Source organism: Nocardioides ochotonae (assembly GCF_011420305.2).
Classification (GTDB): Bacteria; Actinomycetota; Actinomycetes; order Propionibacteriales; family Nocardioidaceae; genus Nocardioides; species Nocardioides ochotonae.
Genome location: NZ_CP061769.1, coordinates 3,354,111 through 3,371,237 on the forward strand (window position 1 = coordinate 3,354,111; position 17,127 = coordinate 3,371,237).

Sequence of the window (17,127 nt, forward strand, 5' to 3'; positions counted from 1 at the left end):
CGGGGCCGGCAAACGCCGGGGGCGCTAGCGGTGCAGGATCGAGTGGGCGATGCCGTCGAGGATGTCGGCCTCCGAGACCACCAGCTCGGTCACGGAGGTACGCCGCAGCACGCACGACAGCACCAGCGCGCCGGCGTCGATGACGTCCGCGCGGCCCGGGTGCATCCACGGCAGCGCCAGCCGCTCGGCGACGCTCATCGCCACCAGCCGGTCGACCATCGCGTGGACCTCGCCGACCGGCAGCCGCGCCTGGTCGATCGCGTCGCGGTCGTAGCGCTCCAGCCCGAGCACCCCGGCCGCGATGCTGATGATGGTGCCGGCGACCCCGACCACCGTGGCCGCCTCGCCCGCCGGCACCGGGCACTCGTCGAGGTGGGCCTCGATGTCGGCCACGCAGGCCGCGACCTCCGCCGCGGTCGGCGGGTCGGAGTGCAGGTGCCGCTCGTGCTGGCGCACCGAGCCGATGTCCATCGAGTGGCCGTAGCGCGGGTGGTCCTCGCCGAGGATCAGCTCGGTCGAGCCGCCGCCGATGTCGACGACGAGCACCGGCGGCACGGGAGGCGTCCGCAGGCCGCTGACCGCGCCGGCGAAGGACAGCGCGGCCTCCTCGTGACCGGTGAGCACCTCGGGGTCGACGCCGAGCCGGGCGCGCACACCGGCCGCGAACACGTCGGCGTTCGCGGCGTCCCGGGTGGCGGAGGTGGCGCAGAAGCGGATGTTCTGGGGCGGTACGCCGTGGGCCGTGATCAGCGCGGCGTACTCGTCGAGGGCGGCCCAGGCCCGCTCGAGCGCCTCGTCGGCGAGCCGGCCGGTGGCGTCGACGCCCTGGCCCAGCCGCACCATCCGCACCTCGCGGGCCAGCGGGCCGGTCGGGTCGCTGATCAGCAGCTTGATGGTGTTGGTGCCGCAGTCGACCGCTGCGGTCGGGCGCCCGGCTAGCCGGCCGGTCGCCGGGTCACTCATCGGCGTCGGGCGCGGCAGCGGGGTCGTCGGTGGCGCAGCCGCCGACGCACGGGCCCGCGGCCCACCACTCCCCGAGCCGGTCGAGCACCTCGTCACCCAGCGGGTTGACGCCCGGTCCCATCGCGAGGGACTGCCCGGCGAGCACGTGCAGGCACTTGACCCGGTCGGGCATGCCGCCGGCGGAGATGCCCTCGATCTCCGGGACCGTGCCGAGGGTGCTGCGGAACTCCAGGTAGCGCTCGTGCGCCGCGCGGTACGCCGCGGCGAGCTCGGGGTCGGTCGCGAGCCGGTCCTGCATCTCCTTCATCACTCCGGTGCCCTCCAGGGTGCCGATCTTGGAGGCCGCACGCGGGCAGGTGAGGTAGAAGGTGGTCGGGAACGGCGTGCCGTTGGGCAGCCGCGGCTCGGTCGTCACCACGTCGGGGTTGCCGCACGGGCACCGGTGACCGATCGCGTGGATCCCGCGCGGCTCCCGGCCGAGCTGCTCGGCGATGGCGTCGCGGTCTGCGGGGTCGATCACTGCTGGGGGTTCTCCTTCTGCTCGCCGTCGGGCGAGCCGTCGATCTCCGCCGAGGGCGGGGCGCCGTTGCGCGGGGGGTGTCCGGCGGCCTCGACCGAGCCCCAGGCGCCGGTCCACCAGGCCTCCGGGGTCTGCGGGACGCTGCGGTCGGGGTCGCCCAGGGTCGACTGGGGCTCCACCGGCTCGCCGTCCTCGTCGAGCACGATGTAGGGGATCTCGCCGGGCTTGACGTAGCCGAGCCGCTCGCGTGCCTCGCGCTCGACGTACGCCGGGTCCTCCCAGCGGCGCTTCTCGCGCTCGAGGTCGTCGATGGCCGCCTGGCGGTCGGCGATCTTGGCCTGGAGGTCCTGCAGGTGGCTGCGCTGGTCGAGGTAGGCGCGCAGCGAGGAGGCGTAGGAGACCGCGAGCACGGCGACCACCAGGACCAGCACCGCGGTGCGTCCGGTGAGCCGCGATCGAGGACCGGAGGAGCCGCCCGCGGCCGGCGGCGTCGACGTCCGGGCACGCCCGGACCCGGACGCGGGGCGTCCAGGTCCGGTGCGCGCGCGGGGGCTGCTGCTGGCTCCCCGTCGGGTGCGTCGGCGATCGTCGGCCACGGGTGGCTTCCTACTCGGTCGGGTGGGCTCAGCCCTGGTAGCGCGGGAACGCGCCGGCGCCGGCGTACCGCGCCGCGTCGCCGAGCTGGTCCTCGATGCGCAGGAGCTGGTTGTACTTCGCGACCCGCTCCGAGCGCGCCGGGGCGCCGGTCTTGATCTGGCCGCAGTTGGTCGCGACCGCGAGGTCGGCGATCGTGGTGTCCTCGGTCTCGCCGGAGCGGTGGCTCATCATCGAGCGGTAGCCGTTGCGGTGCGCGAGCTCGACGGAGTCGAGGGTCTCGGTCAGCGAGCCGATCTGGTTGACCTTCACCAGCAGCGCGTTGGCCTGGCCACCGCTGATGCCGCGCTGGAGACGCTCGACGTTGGTGACGAACAGGTCGTCGCCGACGAGCTGGGTCTTCGAGCCGAGCTGGTCGGTGATCGCCTTCCAGCCCTCCCAGTCGTCCTCGTCCAGCGGGTCCTCGATCGAGACGATCGGGTAGGCCGCGACCAGGTCGGCGTAGTAGGCGGTCATCTCCTCGGCGCTCTTCTGCGCGCCCTCGAAGGTGTAGAGGCCGTTCTCGCAGAACTCCGAGGCGGCCACGTCGAGGGCGAGCGCGATGTCGGTGCCCACCTTGAGGCCGGTGGACTCGATCGCCTCGGCGATCAGGTCCAGGGCGGCGCGGTTCGAGGCGAGGTCGGGGGCGAAGCCGCCCTCGTCGCCGACGCCGGTGGCCAGGCCGCGCTTCTTCAGCACCGACTTGAGCGCGTGGTAGACCTCCGCGCCCGAGCGCAGCGCCTCACCGAAGGTCGGCAGGCCGATCGGGGCGATCATGAACTCCTGGATGTCGACGTTGGTGTCCGCGTGGGCACCGCCGTTGAGGATGTTCATCATCGGGACCGGGAGCAGGTGGGCGTTCGGGCCGCCGACGTAGCGGAACAGCGGCAGGCCGGCCGACTCCGAGGCCGCGCGGGCCACGGCGAGCGAGACGCCGAGGATCGCGTTGGCGCCGAGCGAGGCCTTGTTGGGCGTCGCGTCGAGGTCGAGCATCGCCTGGTCGACGAGGCGCTGGTCGTCGGCGTCGAGGCCCTCGACCGCGGGACCGATCTGCTGGACGACGGCGTCGACGGCCTTGAGCACGCCCTTGCCGAGGTAGCGCTCGCCGCCGTCACGGAGCTCGACCGCCTCGAAGGCGCCGGTCGAGGCGCCGCTGGGGACGGCCGCGCGTCCGAACGCACCGTCGTCGAGGAGGACCTCGACCTCGACGGTGGGGTTGCCGCGCGAATCGAGGATCTCGCGGGCGCCGACAGCTTCGATGGATGCCAAGGTGCTGCTCCTGGTGAGGTTGCCTGGGGGTGGCCGCCGACCGGGCCGGTCGGCCGGGCTGACGGGGTCGGATCGATGCGGATGCGCTGCCCAGCCTAGTCGTGCGGGTGCCCCGATCCGCGCAGGCCGCGCCCCGGCGGGACTCCGCCGCCGCGGGGCCGGGCGCGGGTCACGCCGGGGGCGGCTCGGGGCGTGCTCGTGGCTATCGTCCTCACCATGACGTCCACCACCCCGCGCACCGACGGCGCCCCGGCCTGGCAGGACCCCGAGGCGATCAGGTTCATGCTCGAGGACTGCACCACCTGGGCGGTGGTCGGCCTCTCCGGCGACCGCACCCGCACGGCGTACCAGATCGCCGCGCAGCTGCAGGCCCGCGGCAAGCGGATCGTGCCGATCCACCCCAGCGCCCCGACGGTGCTCGGCGAGCAGGGGTACGCCTCGCTGGCCGACGTCCCGTTCCCGATCGACGTCGTCGACGTGTTCCGCCGCTCCGAGGCCGCCGGGCAGTTCGCCGACGAGGCCGTGAAGGTCGGCGCCAAGGGCGTGTGGTTCCAGCTCGGCGTGCTCGACGTCGCGGCCTTCGCGCGGACCACCGCGGCGGGGGTGGCGATGGTGATGGACACCTGTCCCGCGATCGAGTGGCGCCGCCCCTGAGGGGAGGTCCACGTCGGGGCCGACGTCGGGGTTGACGCGGAGGTTGGCGAGCGGGCCGCCGGGTACCGGCGCCGCCATGGACGCCGAGCTCACGCTGACCGTCGACGGGCGTCAGCGCACCGTCACCGTGGACACCCGCACCACCCTGCTGGACGCGCTGCGCGAGCGGCTGGGGGTGAACTCGCCCAAGAAGGGGTGTGACCACGGCCAGTGCGGGTCGTGCACCGTGCTGCTGGACGGTCGCCGCCACCTCACCTGCCTCGCGCTCGCCGTCGCCCACGACGGCGCCGAGATCGTCACCGCCGCCGGCCTGGAAGGCAAGGATGGCGAGCTGGAAGGCGGGGCCGGCGGGCTGCACCCGGTGCAGCAGGCGTTCCTGGACCACGACGGTCTCCAGTGCGGCTACTGCACCCCCGGCCAGGTCTGCTCGGCCATCGGGGCCCTCGACGAGGCCGCGCGCGGCTGCCCGAGCCACGTGACCCCGGACCTGGGCGAGGACGTCGAGGCGGGGACCCTCAGCGACGAGGAGATCCGGGAGCGGATGAGCGGCAACCTGTGCCGCTGCGGCGCGTACGCCGGCATCCTCGCCGCGGTCCGCGAGAGCGCGGGGGCCCAGGCATGAGGGAGCTGACCTACCTGCGCCCCGAGGACCCGGCCGCCGCCGTCGCCGCGGTGAGCGGCGACCCGGAGGCCCGCTTCCTGGCCGGCGGCACCAACCTCGTCGACCACCTCAAGCTCGGGGTGGCCCGCCCGGCCACCCTCGTCGACGTCAGCCGGCTGCCGATGGAGGAGGTCGAGGACCTCACCGACGCCGGCGGCTCCCCGACCGGGCTGCGGATCGGCGCCAACGTCCGCAACAGCGACCTGGCGGCCGACCGGCGGGTGCGCGAGCGGTTCCCGGTGGTGGCCCGCGCCCTGCTCGCCGGGGCCTCCGGCCAGATCCGCAACCAGGCCACCACCGCCGGCAACCTGCTCCAGCGCACGCGCTGCGTGTACTTCCAGGACGTCACCACGCCGTGCAACAAGCGCGAGCCCGGCACCGGCTGCTCGGCCGTGGGCGGCTACGGGCGCTACAACGCGGTGCTGGGCGCCAGCGCCGAGTGCGTCACCGTCCACCCCTCCGACCTGGCCGTGGCGCTGGCCGCCGTGGACGCGACGGTCGTGGTGCTCGGACCGGACGGCGAGCGCCGCCTCCCGGTCGCCGAGCTGCACCGGCTGCCCGGGGACCGCCCGCAGGACGACACCACGCTGCGCCACGGGGAGCTGATCACCGCCGTCGAGCTGCCCGACTCCCCCGGCGCCCGCCGGTCGGGCTACTACAAGGCCCGCGACCGCGCGTCGTTCGCCTTCGCCCTGGTCTCCGTCGCCGCGGCCCTCGACCTCGCCGACGCCGGCACCGTGCGCGACGCCCGGATCGTGTGGGGCGGCGTGGCCCACAAGCCCTGGCGCGCCACGCGTGCCGAGGAGCTGCTGCGCGGCCGGGTCCCCGACGAGGAGGCCGTGCGGGCAGCCGCCCGCGCCGAGCTCGCGGACGCGGTGACCGACGACCAGACCGCCTACAAGACCACCATGGTCGAGGGAGCCACCGTGCTCGTGCTCGACCGGCTGCGCCAGGGAGGCCCGCGATGACCCCGCCGCTCGAGGTGAGCCCCACCCCCGTCACCCCCACCCAGATCGGCCGCGACCTCGAGCGCGCCGACGGGGTCGAGAAGGTCACCGGGCGCGCGGCGTACGCCGTCGAGATGGCGCCCGCCGACGCGCTGCACGCCTGGCTGGTCACCAGCACCATCGCCCGCGGCCGGGTCACCGCGATCGACCACGGCCGGGCCCTGGCCCACCCCGGGGTGGTCGCGGTGCTCGACCACACCAACGCGCCCCGGTTGGCACAGACCGACAACGCCGAGCTGGCGATCCTCCAGGACGCCGAGGTCGGCTACCGGGGCCAGATCGTCGCGGTCGTCCTCGCCGAGACCTCCGAGGCCGCCCGGGAGGGCGCGTCGCTCGTGGACCTCACCTACGCCAGCGACCCGCACGAGGCGGAGCTGCGCGAGGACAACGCCGACCACCGCCCGGAGGCGGTCAACCCCGAGCTGCCCACCGACACCGACGAGGGCGACGTGGACGCGGCGCTCGCGGGCGCCGACGTGGTCGTCGAGGAGACCTACCGCACGGCGTACGAGTCCAACAACCCGCTCGAGCCGCACGCCGTGGTGGCCCGGTGGCAGGAGGACGGCGACGGCCCGGTGCTGACCCTGCACGACTCCACCCAGGGTGTGTACGGCGTGGCCGCGGCCCTCGCCCCGATGCTCGGCCTGGAGGACAGGCAGCTGCGGGTGGTGGCGCCGTACGTCGGTGGCGGGTTCGGCAGCAAGGGCGAGGCGCACAGCCACGAGATGGCCGCCGCGCTGGCCGCCCGGACGGTGCCCGGCCGCGCGGTGCGCCTCGCGGTGACCCGCCAGCAGATGTTCGCGATGACCGGCTACCGCACCGCCACGATCTCCCGCATGCGCCTGGGCGCGCACGCCGACGGCACCCTCACCGCGATCGAGCACCGGGCCTTCGAGCAGACCTCCCGGATCCGCGAGTACGCCGAGCAGACCGCCTCCCCCACCCGGATGATGTACGCCGCGCCGCACCGGCGCACCCGGCACCGCCTGGCCCGTCTCGACGTCACCGTGCCGTCCTGGATGCGCGCCCCCGGGGAGATGCCGGGGATGCTCGCCCACGAGCTGGCGATGGACGACCTCGCGATCGCCACCGGCGTGGACCCCGTGGACCTGCGGGTGCGCAACGAGCCGGAGGTCGACCCCGAGACGAAGCTGCCGTGGAACGACCGGCGCCTCGTGGAGTGCCTGGAGCGCGGCGCCGAGGCGTTCGGCTGGCGCGAGCGCCCCGCCGAGGCCGCGGCCCGGCTGGACGGCGAGTGGTGGATCGGCACCGGTGTCGCCTCCGCGACGTACCCGATGATGCGCCAGCCGGGCAACGAGGCGCGCGTCTGCTCGCTGCCCGACGGGCGCTACGCCGTCTCCATCGCGGCCGTCGACATCGGCACCGGGGCGCGCACCGTGCTGGCCCAGATCGCCTCCGACGCCCTCGGCTGCCCGCTGGACGCGGTGCAGCTCGAGATCGCCGACACCCTGCTCCCCAGCGCCTCCGTGGCGGGCGGCTCCTCCGGGACCAGCTCGTGGGGCAGCGCGATCGTCGCCGCGGCCCAGCAGTTCCGCGCCGACCACGGCGACTCCCCCGACCCCGGCCTGGTCACGACCGCGTCCGCCGCCGACAACCCCGACGCCCAGACGCACGCGATGCACTCCTTCGGGGCCGTCTTCGCCGAGGCCCGGGTGCACCGGCTCACCGGCGAGGTGCGGGTGCCGCGGCTGCACGGCACCTACTCGGTGGGCCGGGTGATCAACCCGCGCACGGCCCGCTCCCAGCTGCTCGGCGGCCTGGTGATGGGCCTGTCCGCGGCGCTCCTCGAGGAGTCGTGGCGCGACCCGCGGTTCGGCCACTTCGTCACCCAGGACCTCGCGACGTACCACGTGGCGACGCACGCCGACGTCCTCGACCTCCAGGCCGACTGGCTGGAGGAGGACGACCAGCTGGCCACCCCGATGGGCTCGCGCGGCATCGGCGAGATCGGGATCGTCGGGACCTCGGCGGCGGTCCTCAACGCCGTGCGGCACGCCATCGGCGTGCCGGTGCGTCAGATCCCGGTCACTCCCGACCTGCTGGTCGCGGCGCTGCCGGGGTCCTGACCAGGTCGGCCGCCGCGGCGGAGAGGCGGCCGACCAGCCGCTCCAGCGGCCCACGCCGCCCGGCGGCGACGTACGCCGCGCCGATCGCCAGCAGCACCAGGGCGTGCCAGTGGAACGCCCCCTCGTCGGGCGGCCACAGCGCCTCGGTGCGCAGCAGGATGTGCAGCGCGTAGAGGGTCAGGGTCATCGTCCCGGCGCCGGCGACCACCCGCAGCGCGACCGCCGCGGTCTCCGGGAGCGCTGCGAGGACCAGCAGGCACAGGCCGATGACCGCGGCGGCGCTGCCGGCGGTGTGGGCGAGGTCGAACGGCGTACCGCTGTGCGGCGCGACCACCAGCAGCCACTGCCACGCCCCGCCGGTGGGCGTCGTGCCGCTCATGCCCGTCGCGACCGCGTCGAGCACCTCGGGGCCGGTGCTCTCCCAGCGCCCGCGCAGCAGCGCCTCGACGACGTCGGCGCGTGCGGTGAGCGCGCCCGACACCAGCGTGGCGCCCACCGCGAGCGCCAGGCCGCCGACGGTCAGGACGACGGCGACACCGCGACGGGTCAGGTCCGCACGCCCGATCGCCATGCCGAGCAGCAGCAGCGCCAGCCACGCGAGGCCCGGGTAGTAGCCGGTGAACAGCAGCTCCGCGAGCAGCCGCCCGGGCTCCGTGACGTCGGTCGGCTGGGGGCTGTCGAAGCCCCGCGCGGGCAGGTGCGGGCGCACCAGGTGCGAGAGCACGGGCGCGACGACCGCCCAGGCCGCGGCGAGTGCGAGCAGGGCGGGCGTGCGCAGCCCGACGAACGGCAGCCCGAGCAGGAAGAGCACGCCGTAGTAGGTGAGGATCACCGCCAGCCCGGAGTCCGGCAGCCCGAGCAGCAGCCCGAGGCCCGCCACCAGCAGCGCCCGCGCGGCCAGCCCGGCGCAGCGGGCCGCCCGCTCGCGCCCGGCGTACGGCGTCGGCCCGCCGGTGGCCAGGGCGATCGTGACCCCGGCCAGCACCGCGAACAGCGCGGACGCGCGCCCGCCGGCGAGCCACTGCGCGGCGCTCAGCGACCCGTCGGGGTCGCGCGCGGCGACCACGTGGGTGGCCACCATCCCGAGCAGCGCCAGGCAGCGGGCGACGTCGAGCGCGACGAACCGGCCCGGTGGCGGCGCCGGCCCGTTCATCGCGGTGGTCTCAGAAGCCCGCGCGTCGCGGGGCGGCCGCGCCCCGCACCGCCTCGCCCTTGCGGTGGGCGGCGGCCTTGAGCTCGGCCTGGAAGTCGAGCATCCGCTGCTGCAGCGCCGGGTCCGTCGCGGCCAGGATCCGCACCGCGAGCAGGCCCGCGTTGCGGGCGTTGCCGACCGCCACCGTCGCGACCGGGACGCCGGCCGGCATCTGCACGATCGAGAGCAGCGAGTCCATCCCGTCGAGGTGGGCCAGCGGCACCGGGACCCCGATGACCGGCAGCGGCGTGACGGCGGCCAGCATGCCCGGGAGGTGGGCCGCTCCCCCGGCGCCGGCGATGATCACCGACAGCCCGCGCCCGGCGGCCTGCTTGCCGTAGTCGATCATCTCCTCGGGCATCCGGTGCGCGGAGACCACGTCGGCCTCGAAGGCGATGTCGAACTCCGCGAGCGCCTCCCCGGCGGCCTGCATGACCGGCCAGTCGGAGTCCGAGCCCATCACGATGCCGACGCGCGGCTGCTGCTCACTCTGCTGCTGGGTCATGGGGTCACTCGCTCTCGTTGCCGAGGTCGCCGCGGAACCAGGCGGCGGCGTGCCGCGCCCGCTCCAGGCAGTCCTCGAGATCGTCGCCGTAGGCGTTGACGTGGCCGACCTTGCGGCCAGGGCGCAGCTCCTTGCCGTACAGGTGCACCCGCAGGTGCGGGTCGCGGGCCATCGCGTGGGGGTAGCCGTCGTACAGCCGACCGACCTCGGCCTCGGGGCCGCCGAGGATGTTGACCATCACCGTCCAGCGGGCGCGCGGCGCGGGCGAGCCGAGCGGCAGGTCCAGGACCGCGCGCAGGTGGTTCTCGAACTGCGAGGTGACCGCGCCGTCCTGGGTCCAGTGCCCGGTGTTGTGCGGGCGCATCGCGAGCTCGTTGACCAGCACCCGGCCGTCGGTGGTCTCGAAGAGCTCCACGGCGAGCACGCCGGTCACGTCGAGCTCGCCGGCGATGCGCAGCGCGATCTCCTGGGCCCGTCCGGCGAGGTCGGGGTCCAGGTCGGGTGCCGGGGCGATGACCTCGTGGCAGATGCCGTCCTTCTGGGTGCTGGCCACGACGGGGTACGCCGCCGCCTGGCCGCTGGGCGAGCGGGCCACCAGCGCGGACAGCTCGCGGCGGAAGTCGACGAGCTCCTCGGCCAGCAGGCGTACGCCGGCGGCCGCGGCCGCCGCGAACGGCTCGGCGCAGTCCTCCGCCGAGCGCACGAACCACACGCCCTTGCCGTCGTACCCGCCGCGGGTGGTCTTGAGCACGCACGGCAAGCCGAACGCCTCGACGTCCGCGACGTCCACGACGATCGCGTTGCGGGGGCAGGGCACGCCGAGCGCGGCGAGCCGCTCGCGCATCACGCCCTTGTCCTGGGCGTGGACCAGCGCCTCGGGCCCGGGGCGTACGGCGATGCCGTCGGCCTCCAGGGCGTGGAGGTGGTCGGTGGGGACGTGCTCGTGGTCGAAGGTGACGACCGCGCACCCCTCGCTGACCCGGCGCAGGGTGGCCAGGTCGCGGTAGTCGCCGACCAGCTGGTCGGGGATGACCTGGGCGGCGGAGACGCCGGGCGCCTCGGCAAGCAGGCGCAGCGGCAGGCCGAGCGCGATGGCGGGCTGCGCCATCATCCGCGCGAGCTGGCCGCCGCCGATGACGGCGAGGGTGGGAGCGGGCTCGGACACGGCCTGAACTCTAGGAGACGACTCCCGAGCCGCTCGGCTCGCCCTTCTCGAAGCGGAGTCCCTGGCCCCGGATGGTGGTGATCAACCGGGGCTCGCGACTGTCGTCGCCGAGCTTGCGGCGCACCCAGCCGAGGTGGACGTCGATGGTCTTGGAGGAGGTCCAGAAGGTCGTGTCCCAGACGTCGTGCATGAGCTCCTCGCGGGTGACGACCTCACCGGCACGCGCGATCAGCGCGTGCAGCAGCTCGAACTCCTTGCGCGACAGCACGACCTCGCTCGCCCCGCGCCAGACCCGCCGGCTCCCCGGGTCGAGTCGAACGTCCTGGACCTCGTACACGCGCCCCACGGTAGGAGCATGTGAGAGTCCTCACGCAGCAATTGCGAGAAAGGGGGTCGGCCGCAACATGGTGCCCACGTGCGGACGATCAGCTGCGGCGTACGGACACCGGCTCCACGAGACCGAACCCGCGCACCGGACGCGCCGGGAGCCGACGGGTCTCGAACTGGTCGTCGGGCAGCAGCTCCGCAGTGCGCGCGTCGATGATGATGCGGTTGCGGCGCGCGACGGCGGTCAGCCGGGCGGCCATGTTGACCGGGGGGCCGAAGACGTCGCCGAGGCGCATGACGACCAGACCACTGGCCAGGCCCACGCGCACGTCGGGCATGCGCGGGTCGCGCCCGATGACGTTGATGATCCCGGCGGCAGTGTCGTAGGCGGCGATCGGGTCGTCGTTCACGAACAGCACCGAGTCGCCGATGCTCTTGATGACCCGCCCACGCTGGTTGGCGACGACGTCGGCGCAGCGCGACTCGAAGAGCTCCACGAGGTCGCCGATGCGGTCCTCGCTGAGCTGGTTGGACAGCGCCGTGAAGCTCACGATGTCGGCGAAACCGACCGTCAGCTGGGTGGTGTGCAGGTCCTCCTCGCGGGCGCTGAGCGCCTCGACGCGCGCGACCGACGCGGCCAGGTGACGGCGCCAGACATAGACCAGCAGCTCCTCGAAGGAGCCCGAGAACTCCTCGAAGATGCGCATCGCCGCCGCGAGCCGGCCCTGCGGGGTGTCGGCCTCACCCTGGGTCATCTCCTCGACGCGGTGCAGCAGCGCCGTGGTCTCCCAGTCGGCGAGGCGGGCCATGGTCTGGCCCACGGCCCGGGTGATCGTGACCGCGAGGTCGAAGTCGATCAGCCCGGACTCCACCATCGCGAAGATCCGCGAGACCGCCTCGGTGTCGGCGGAGGTGAAGGCGGTGTCCCCGCCGGTCTCAGGGAAGCCCAGCGCGCGCCACAGCCGGCGCGCCTCGTCGAGGGAGACGCCGCTCTGCGCCGCGACGTCGGCGGCGGTGTAGGTCGGGACCGCACCCAGGATCGCGCGCTCGAGGCCCGCCGTCCGGGTGAGGGACTCAGATTCCTTCATGTCGGGAGGAGGCCTCCGTGGCCTGGTCGTGGAGGAGCTGGTGGACGCGGCGCTTGGTCTCCTCGACGCGAGGGATGTCGGGCAGCACGACCCGGCCGTGGGTGCTGGCATCGCTGATCACCAGCGTGCCGCACCCGAGCAGCCGGTCGTTGAGGTGCAGCTCGATCTCGATGTCGCTGATCCGCGAGAGGGGGATGTCGTGGCCCCTCCGCACCAGCACGCCGGTGCGGGTGATCAGCCGGCGGTTGGTGAAGGCGTAGGCACCCATGAGCCACTCGAGGAACGGCCACAGGACCCAGCGCCCGGCCAGCACGACGACCGCAACCCAGCCGATCCGCGTGACCACCTCCTGGCCGACGAGCAGCTGGATCGCGAGCCCGGCTGCCAGCAGCAGGACCAGCGCCAGCAGCGGCACGAGCAGTGCCTTGGCGTGCGTGCGCGTCGACACGACGACGACCTCGCCGTCGTTGAGGAGCTTGGGATTCAGAGCCACGGCGAGATCATCCCATCCCCCGCCCCCGGCGTGTGATCCGAGACTCACGTGGCGAGAAGCGGGGCGTGGAGGGCTGAGCAGAGGACCGCCGCCGAGCCAGTGGCGGGAGGCACCCCGTCGGTCGAGCAGCACCCATTGGGCGAGCTCGTCGGGACGGGGCCGAGGGGTCTCGATGGTCGCTCGTTGGCGCTCGCTGCTCGACCGACAGTGGCGGCCCGGCCGGCGGTCGAGCCTGTCGAGATCCACGGTGGAAGGACTCTTGTTCTCGAACGTGCGTTCGAGTAGGATGAGGCATGGCCGACCCCGAGCTCCCCGACTGCGACACCCCAGCCGCCGTGCTGGCGTTCGCGCAGGAGCAGCGGGCCGCCGCCCACCGGGCGGAGTTCGGGGTCCTGGAGGCTGCTCTCGCGTGGGCAGCGATGCACCCGGCGGAGTCGATCTCGCCGCAGGCACCGGCCGCCGGGTGGATCTTCGCCGAGGTGGCCGTGCCGCTCGGTGGTGAGGGGACGCCGCTGGTGGCGGAGTTCGCGCCGATGGAGCTGGGTGCGGCGCTGGGGATCTCGACCGATTCCGCGCGTGCGTTGGTCGGTGCTGCGCTCGAGCTGGCGCACCGGTTGCCGCGGACCTGGGCCCAGATGCGTGCCGGGGTGGTTCCGGTCTGGAAGGGTCGCCGGCTCGCGCAGCTCACGCTGCGACTGCCACCGGAGGGTGCGGACTTCGTGGACCGCCAGCTCGCCGGGAGGGTCGGGAAGGTCGGCTGGGCCGGCATCGAGCGACTGGTGGATCACGCGCGTGCGGTCTTCGACCCCGAGGGCGCGGAGAAGCAGCGCCGCGAGGCCGCCGACGGACGCCGCTTCGACGTCCACACCGACCAGGCGACCCACGACGGCACCGTGCACGTGGAGGGTGAGCTCGACCTCGCCGACGCCCTCGACCTGGACACCGCGATCCGCCAGGGCGCCGAAGAGCTCGCGGCACTCGGGTCGACGGAGTCGTTGGACGTGCGTCGCTCGATGGCCGCCGGTGAGCTCGCCCGACGACAGCTCGCGTTCGACCTGCGCACCGAGGCCGGCATCGCCGGTGACGGCGCCGCCTCGGTGGTGAAGCCGCGCCAGGTCGTCATCCACGTGCATCTGTCCGATGCCGCGATCTCCCGTGATGTGGCCGGCATCGCCCGCATCGAGGAGACCCGGACGATCGTGTCGACCGAGCAGGTCCGCGCGTGGTGCACCAGCGACGCGCAGGTGGTGATCAAGCCGGTCATCGATCTCGGGGCCCACCACCACACCGACGCCTACGCGGTCCCCGACAGGCTCGCCGAGCAGACCCGTCTCACCCAGCCGGTGTGCGCGTTTCCGTGGTGCGAACGCCCGGCCCGGCGCTGCGACACCGACCACGTCATCGCCCACGGCGACGACGGTCCGACGTGCAGCTGCAACCTCGCCCCGCTCTGTCGCCGACATCACCGCGCCAAGACCCACACGGCGTGGACCTACGACAGGACCGACGCCGCGACCTACCTCTGGCGATCACCCCACGGGCTGCACCTGGTCAAGGACCACGGCGAGACCCGGCTCGTCACCGCACACCCGCCGGACCTGTAGATCGACCGCTCCGGACCCCGCCAGCAGCCAGCCATGCGGGGTCACACCCCTGCCCGGCCAGCGGCTCCGCGGACTTCGGTCTCGACAAACTCGACCGCCGGGGCTCAGGCGGGACGGACGTGCACGACGTCTCCGGCGCCGACCGCGACCTCACCGTCAGGGCCCTCGACGAGCAGCCGGCCGGTCTCGTCGACGTCGGTGGCCCGGCCGAGGAGGGCCTCGCCGGAGGGCAGCTCGACGCGGACGTCGCGGCCCAGGGTCACGCAGGCGTCGCGGTACGCCGCGCGCAGGCGCTGCGCTCCGTCGGCCCCGTCGGCGCTGTCACGCTGCCAGTCCCGGTAGGTGTCCAGCAGGGTGGCGAGCAGGTCGGCGAGCAGGTCGGCGCGGTCGGGCACACCGCGCTCGCCTGCCTCGAGGGCCAGCGACGTCGCGGTCGGGATCGGCAGCTCCTCGGGCGTCAGGTCGACGTTGAGGCCGATCCCCACGACCGCGGCCAGTCCGGTGGGGGTGTCGACGACCTCGACGAGGATGCCGGCGACCTTGCGGTCCCCGATCAGCGCGTCGTTGGGCCACTTCACCCCGGCGGCGGGGAACCCGGCCTCGCGCAGCGTGCGTCCCACGGCGTACCCGGTCAAGAGCGGCAGCCACGGCCACTCGCGCGTGGCGAGGACCGGGCGCAGCAGCACCGAGACGATCAGCCCGGAGCGCGCGGGCATCTCCCAGCTGCGGTCGAGACGGCCGCGCCCGGCGCTCTGGTGCTCCGCCACGACGACGAGACCCTCGGCGGCCCCGGCACGCGCGCGCTGGGCGGCGACGGCGTTGGTGGACGTGGTCTCCTCGAGCACCTCGAGGACCAGGTCGGGCCCGAGATCACGGCGTCGTGCGGTGACCCGTGTCCTGTCCAATGGTGGGCGCGCCGACTGCGAAGGAATCACGGGCACTACATTGGCCCACACCCTGCACGGACGCCAGCGAGGAGATCAGTACCAGTGAGCGCACTACCCGGCGAAGGCACCGAGGTCCCCACGGACATCGACATCCACACGACGGCCGGCAAGCTGGCGGACCTCGAGCGCCGCATCGACGAGGCGGTCCACGCCGGCTCGGCCAAGGCGGTCGAGAAGCAGCACGCCAAGGGACGCCTGACCGCACGCGAGCGCGTGGCCCTGCTCTTCGACGAGGGCTCCTTCGTCGAGATCGACGAGCTCGCCCGCCACCGCTCCACCGCCTTCGGCCTCGAGAAGACCCGCCCGTACGGCGACGGCGTCGTCACCGGCTACGGCACCGTCAACGGCCGCCAGGTCTGCGCGTTCTCCCAGGACTTCACCGTCTTCGGCGGCTCGCTGGGCGAGGTCTACGGCGAGAAGATCACCAAGATCATGGACATGGCGATGAAGACCGGCTCGCCGCTGGTCGGCATCAACGAGGGCGCCGGCGCCCGCATCCAGGAGGGCGTCGTCTCCCTGGGCCTGTACGGCGAGATCTTCAAGCGCAACGTGCACGCCTCGGGCGTCATCCCGCAGATCAGCCTGATCATGGGCAACTGCGCCGGCGGCCACGTCTACTCCCCCGCGGTCACCGACTTCACCGTCATGGTCGACCAGACCTCCGGCATGTTCATCACCGGTCCCGACGTCATCAAGACCGTCACCGGCGAGGACGTCACGATGGAGGACCTCGGCGGCGCCCGGACCCACAACACCAAGTCCGGCAACGCGCACTACATGGCCTCCGACGAGGAGGACGCCATCGAGTACGTCAAGGCGCTGCTGTCCTACCTGCCGCAGAACAACCTCGACGAGCTCCCGTCGTACGACGAGGTGTCCGACCTCGAGGTCAGCGACCTGGACCGCTCGCTCGACACGATCATCCCGGACTCCCCGAACCAGCCCTACGACATGCACGACGTCGTGCGGGCGATCGTCGACGACGAGGACTTCCTCGAGGTCCAGGAGCTCTTCGCGCCCAACATCATCGTCGGCTTCGGCCGCGTGGAGGGCCGTCCGGTCGGCGTCGTCGCCAACCAGCCGATGCAGTTCGCCGGCTGCCTCGACATCGACGCCTCCGAGAAGGCCGCCCGGTTCGTCCGCTTCTGCGACGCCTTCAACATCCCGGTGCTCACCTTCGTCGACGTCCCCGGCTTCCTGCCCGGCACCGACCAGGAGTGGAACGGCATCATCCGCCGCGGCGCCAAGCTGATCTACGCCTACGCCGAGGCCACCGTCCCGCTGGTCACGATCATCACCCGCAAGGCCTACGGCGGCGCGTACGACGTGATGGCGTCCAAGCACCTCGGCGCGGACATGAACATCGCCTGGCCCACCGCCCAGATCGCGGTCATGGGCGCGCAGGGCGCGGCCAACATCATCCACCGCAAGACCCTGGCCGCAGTCCAGGCCGAGGGTGGCGACGTCGAGGCGAAGCGCGCCGAGCTGATCGACGAGTACGAGACCACCCTGGCCAACCCCTACATCGCGGCCGAGCGTGGCTACGTCGACGCGGTCATCGCGCCGCACGAGACCCGCTCCGAGGTGGTCCGCTCGCTGCGCCTGCTGCGCTCCAAGCGCGAGACGCTGCCGGCCAAGAAGCACGGGAACATCCCGCTGTGAGCGGCGCCGACGCCACCGCGGGGACCCCGGAGCCGGCTCGCCCGGTCCTGCGGGTGGTCAACCCCGACGCCACGCACGAGGAGATCGCCGCCCTGGTCGCCGTCTTCTCCACGCTCGGCGGCAGCGCGCCGGCCCCCCGGCGCGCGGTCTCGGCCTGGGCGGCCCCGGAGCGGGCCGCCCGCCGTCAGCTGTCGCCCGGCCTCGGCGGCTGGCGCGCCAGCGGTCTGCCCCGCTAGCGCGACCCCCATCACGGCTCTCCGGGCGCCGGAGCGGTGGCCCCCGATCTCTTGAGGAGATCTTGGGCTTTCCGCTCCGGCGCCTTGAGACGCCAGCGGCAGAATCAGAGCCGA

18 protein-coding genes are annotated in these 17,127 nt (G+C 73.7%); 7 read left to right on the forward strand and 11 right to left on the reverse strand.

The genetic code is table 11. The features are described 5' to 3' along the window. Positions 1-24 precede the first annotated feature (24 nt). Genes HBO46_RS16280 through eno form a run of 4 tightly spaced genes read right to left on the reverse strand, consistent with a single transcriptional unit; the run spans position 25 to position 3,385 of the window. Positions 25-963 carry a Ppx/GppA phosphatase family protein gene (locus HBO46_RS16280; protein WP_166133545.1) on the reverse strand — a complete coding sequence of 313 codons (939 nt, stop codon included), beginning with the start codon at positions 961-963 and terminating at the stop codon, positions 25-27. Beyond that, positions 956-1,483, reverse strand: a complete 528-nt coding sequence (locus HBO46_RS16285) for a DUF501 domain-containing protein (protein WP_166133546.1) — start codon at positions 1,481-1,483, stop codon at positions 956-958. The genes HBO46_RS16280 and HBO46_RS16285 overlap by 8 nt, the downstream gene beginning before the upstream one ends. After that, positions 1,480-2,079: an FtsB family cell division protein gene (locus HBO46_RS16290; protein ID WP_166133547.1), complete on the reverse strand. Its 600-nt coding sequence runs from the start codon at positions 2,077-2,079 to the stop codon at positions 1,480-1,482. The genes HBO46_RS16285 and HBO46_RS16290 overlap by 4 nt, the downstream gene beginning before the upstream one ends. A 28-nt stretch (positions 2,080-2,107) precedes the next feature. Continuing rightward, positions 2,108-3,385 (reverse strand): phosphopyruvate hydratase, encoded by a 1,278-nt coding sequence (gene eno, locus HBO46_RS16295; RefSeq protein ID WP_166133549.1) that lies wholly within the window; start codon positions 3,383-3,385, stop codon positions 2,108-2,110. Between the two features lie 216 nt (positions 3,386-3,601). Between eno and HBO46_RS16300 the strand changes: the two genes are divergently transcribed. From HBO46_RS16300 to HBO46_RS16315, 4 genes are all read left to right on the forward strand, one after another. Beyond that, positions 3,602-4,039: a CoA-binding protein gene (locus HBO46_RS16300; protein WP_166133551.1), complete on the forward strand. Its 438-nt coding sequence runs from the start codon at positions 3,602-3,604 to the stop codon at positions 4,037-4,039. A gap of 76 nt (positions 4,040-4,115) precedes the next feature. After that, positions 4,116-4,661 (forward strand): 2Fe-2S iron-sulfur cluster-binding protein, encoded by a 546-nt coding sequence (locus HBO46_RS16305; protein WP_166133552.1) that lies wholly within the window; start codon positions 4,116-4,118, stop codon positions 4,659-4,661. Continuing rightward, positions 4,658-5,668: an FAD binding domain-containing protein gene (locus HBO46_RS16310; RefSeq protein ID WP_166133554.1), complete on the forward strand. Its 1,011-nt coding sequence runs from the start codon at positions 4,658-4,660 to the stop codon at positions 5,666-5,668. The genes HBO46_RS16305 and HBO46_RS16310 overlap by 4 nt, the downstream gene beginning before the upstream one ends. After that, positions 5,665-7,794 (forward strand): xanthine dehydrogenase family protein molybdopterin-binding subunit, encoded by a 2,130-nt coding sequence (locus tag HBO46_RS16315; protein WP_166133555.1) that lies wholly within the window; start codon positions 5,665-5,667, stop codon positions 7,792-7,794. The genes HBO46_RS16310 and HBO46_RS16315 overlap by 4 nt, the downstream gene beginning before the upstream one ends. Here HBO46_RS16315 and HBO46_RS16320 read toward each other — a convergent pair. The 6 genes from HBO46_RS16320 to HBO46_RS16345 form a co-directional block, all read right to left on the reverse strand. Further along, positions 7,754-8,947 (reverse strand): heparan-alpha-glucosaminide N-acetyltransferase domain-containing protein, encoded by a 1,194-nt coding sequence (locus HBO46_RS16320; protein WP_166133557.1) that lies wholly within the window; start codon positions 8,945-8,947, stop codon positions 7,754-7,756. The genes HBO46_RS16315 and HBO46_RS16320 overlap by 41 nt on opposite strands. Positions 8,948-8,957: 10 nt before the next feature. Continuing rightward, a complete protein-coding gene (gene purE, locus HBO46_RS16325) occupies positions 8,958-9,491 on the reverse strand; it encodes a 5-(carboxyamino)imidazole ribonucleotide mutase (protein WP_166133559.1) in 534 nt (177 codons plus the stop codon). A gap of 4 nt (positions 9,492-9,495) precedes the next feature. After that, positions 9,496-10,656, reverse strand: a complete 1,161-nt coding sequence (locus tag HBO46_RS16330) for a 5-(carboxyamino)imidazole ribonucleotide synthase (RefSeq protein ID WP_166133560.1) — start codon at positions 10,654-10,656, stop codon at positions 9,496-9,498. 10 nt (positions 10,657-10,666) lie between these two features. Further along, positions 10,667-10,993, reverse strand: a complete 327-nt coding sequence (locus HBO46_RS16335; protein ID WP_166133561.1) for a winged helix-turn-helix domain-containing protein — start codon at positions 10,991-10,993, stop codon at positions 10,667-10,669. Between the two features lie 88 nt (positions 10,994-11,081). Then, positions 11,082-12,071, reverse strand: coding sequence for an adenylate/guanylate cyclase domain-containing protein (locus tag HBO46_RS16340; protein ID WP_166133563.1), 990 nt, complete (start codon positions 12,069-12,071; stop codon positions 11,082-11,084). Further along, positions 12,058-12,564: a PH domain-containing protein gene (locus HBO46_RS16345; RefSeq protein WP_166133564.1), complete on the reverse strand. Its 507-nt coding sequence runs from the start codon at positions 12,562-12,564 to the stop codon at positions 12,058-12,060. Before HBO46_RS16345 ends, HBO46_RS16340 begins: the two co-directional genes overlap by 14 nt. 293 nt (positions 12,565-12,857) lie before the next feature. Between HBO46_RS16345 and HBO46_RS16350 the strand changes: the two genes are divergently transcribed. Beyond that, positions 12,858-14,168 (forward strand): HNH endonuclease signature motif containing protein, encoded by a 1,311-nt coding sequence (locus HBO46_RS16350; protein WP_166133566.1) that lies wholly within the window; start codon positions 12,858-12,860, stop codon positions 14,166-14,168. A gap of 104 nt (positions 14,169-14,272) precedes the next feature. Here the strand turns inward: HBO46_RS16350 and HBO46_RS16355 are convergent, their stop codons facing one another. Continuing rightward, the gene (locus HBO46_RS16355; protein ID WP_166133567.1) at positions 14,273-15,073 is read right to left on the reverse strand and encodes a biotin--[acetyl-CoA-carboxylase] ligase; all 801 of its coding nucleotides are present in this window, start codon (positions 15,071-15,073) and stop codon (positions 14,273-14,275) included. Between the two features lie 84 nt (positions 15,074-15,157). On the opposite strand from HBO46_RS16355, the gene HBO46_RS16360 reads away from it, so the two are divergent. Next, the gene (locus HBO46_RS16360; protein ID WP_166133569.1) at positions 15,158-16,777 is read left to right on the forward strand and encodes an acyl-CoA carboxylase subunit beta; all 1,620 of its coding nucleotides are present in this window, start codon (positions 15,158-15,160) and stop codon (positions 16,775-16,777) included. Next, entirely contained in the window at positions 16,774-17,013 is a 240-nt protein-coding gene (locus tag HBO46_RS16365; RefSeq protein ID WP_166133570.1) for an acyl-CoA carboxylase subunit epsilon, read from the forward strand. Before HBO46_RS16360 ends, HBO46_RS16365 begins: the two co-directional genes overlap by 4 nt. Positions 17,014-17,127 lie beyond the last annotated feature (114 nt).

Excerpts from the sequence above, each read along its gene's own strand:
- HBO46_RS16280 (WP_166133545.1), bottom strand. The coding sequence starts at position 963 with ATGAGTGACCCGGCGACCGGCCGGCTAGCCGGGCGCCCGACCGCAGCG.
- HBO46_RS16300 (WP_166133551.1), top strand. The coding sequence starts at position 3,602 with ATGACGTCCACCACCCCGCGCACCGACGGCGCCCCGGCCTGGCAGGAC.
- HBO46_RS16305 (WP_166133552.1), top strand. The coding sequence starts at position 4,116 with ATGGACGCCGAGCTCACGCTGACCGTCGACGGGCGTCAGCGCACCGTC.
- HBO46_RS16310 (WP_166133554.1), top strand. The coding sequence starts at position 4,658 with ATGAGGGAGCTGACCTACCTGCGCCCCGAGGACCCGGCCGCCGCCGTC.
- HBO46_RS16315 (WP_166133555.1), top strand. The coding sequence starts at position 5,665 with ATGACCCCGCCGCTCGAGGTGAGCCCCACCCCCGTCACCCCCACCCAG.
- HBO46_RS16320 (WP_166133557.1), bottom strand. The coding sequence starts at position 8,947 with ATGAACGGGCCGGCGCCGCCACCGGGCCGGTTCGTCGCGCTCGACGTC.
- purE (WP_166133559.1), bottom strand. The coding sequence starts at position 9,491 with ATGACCCAGCAGCAGAGTGAGCAGCAGCCGCGCGTCGGCATCGTGATG.
- HBO46_RS16340 (WP_166133563.1), bottom strand. The coding sequence starts at position 12,071 with ATGAAGGAATCTGAGTCCCTCACCCGGACGGCGGGCCTCGAGCGCGCG.
- HBO46_RS16350 (WP_166133566.1), top strand. The coding sequence starts at position 12,858 with ATGGCCGACCCCGAGCTCCCCGACTGCGACACCCCAGCCGCCGTGCTG.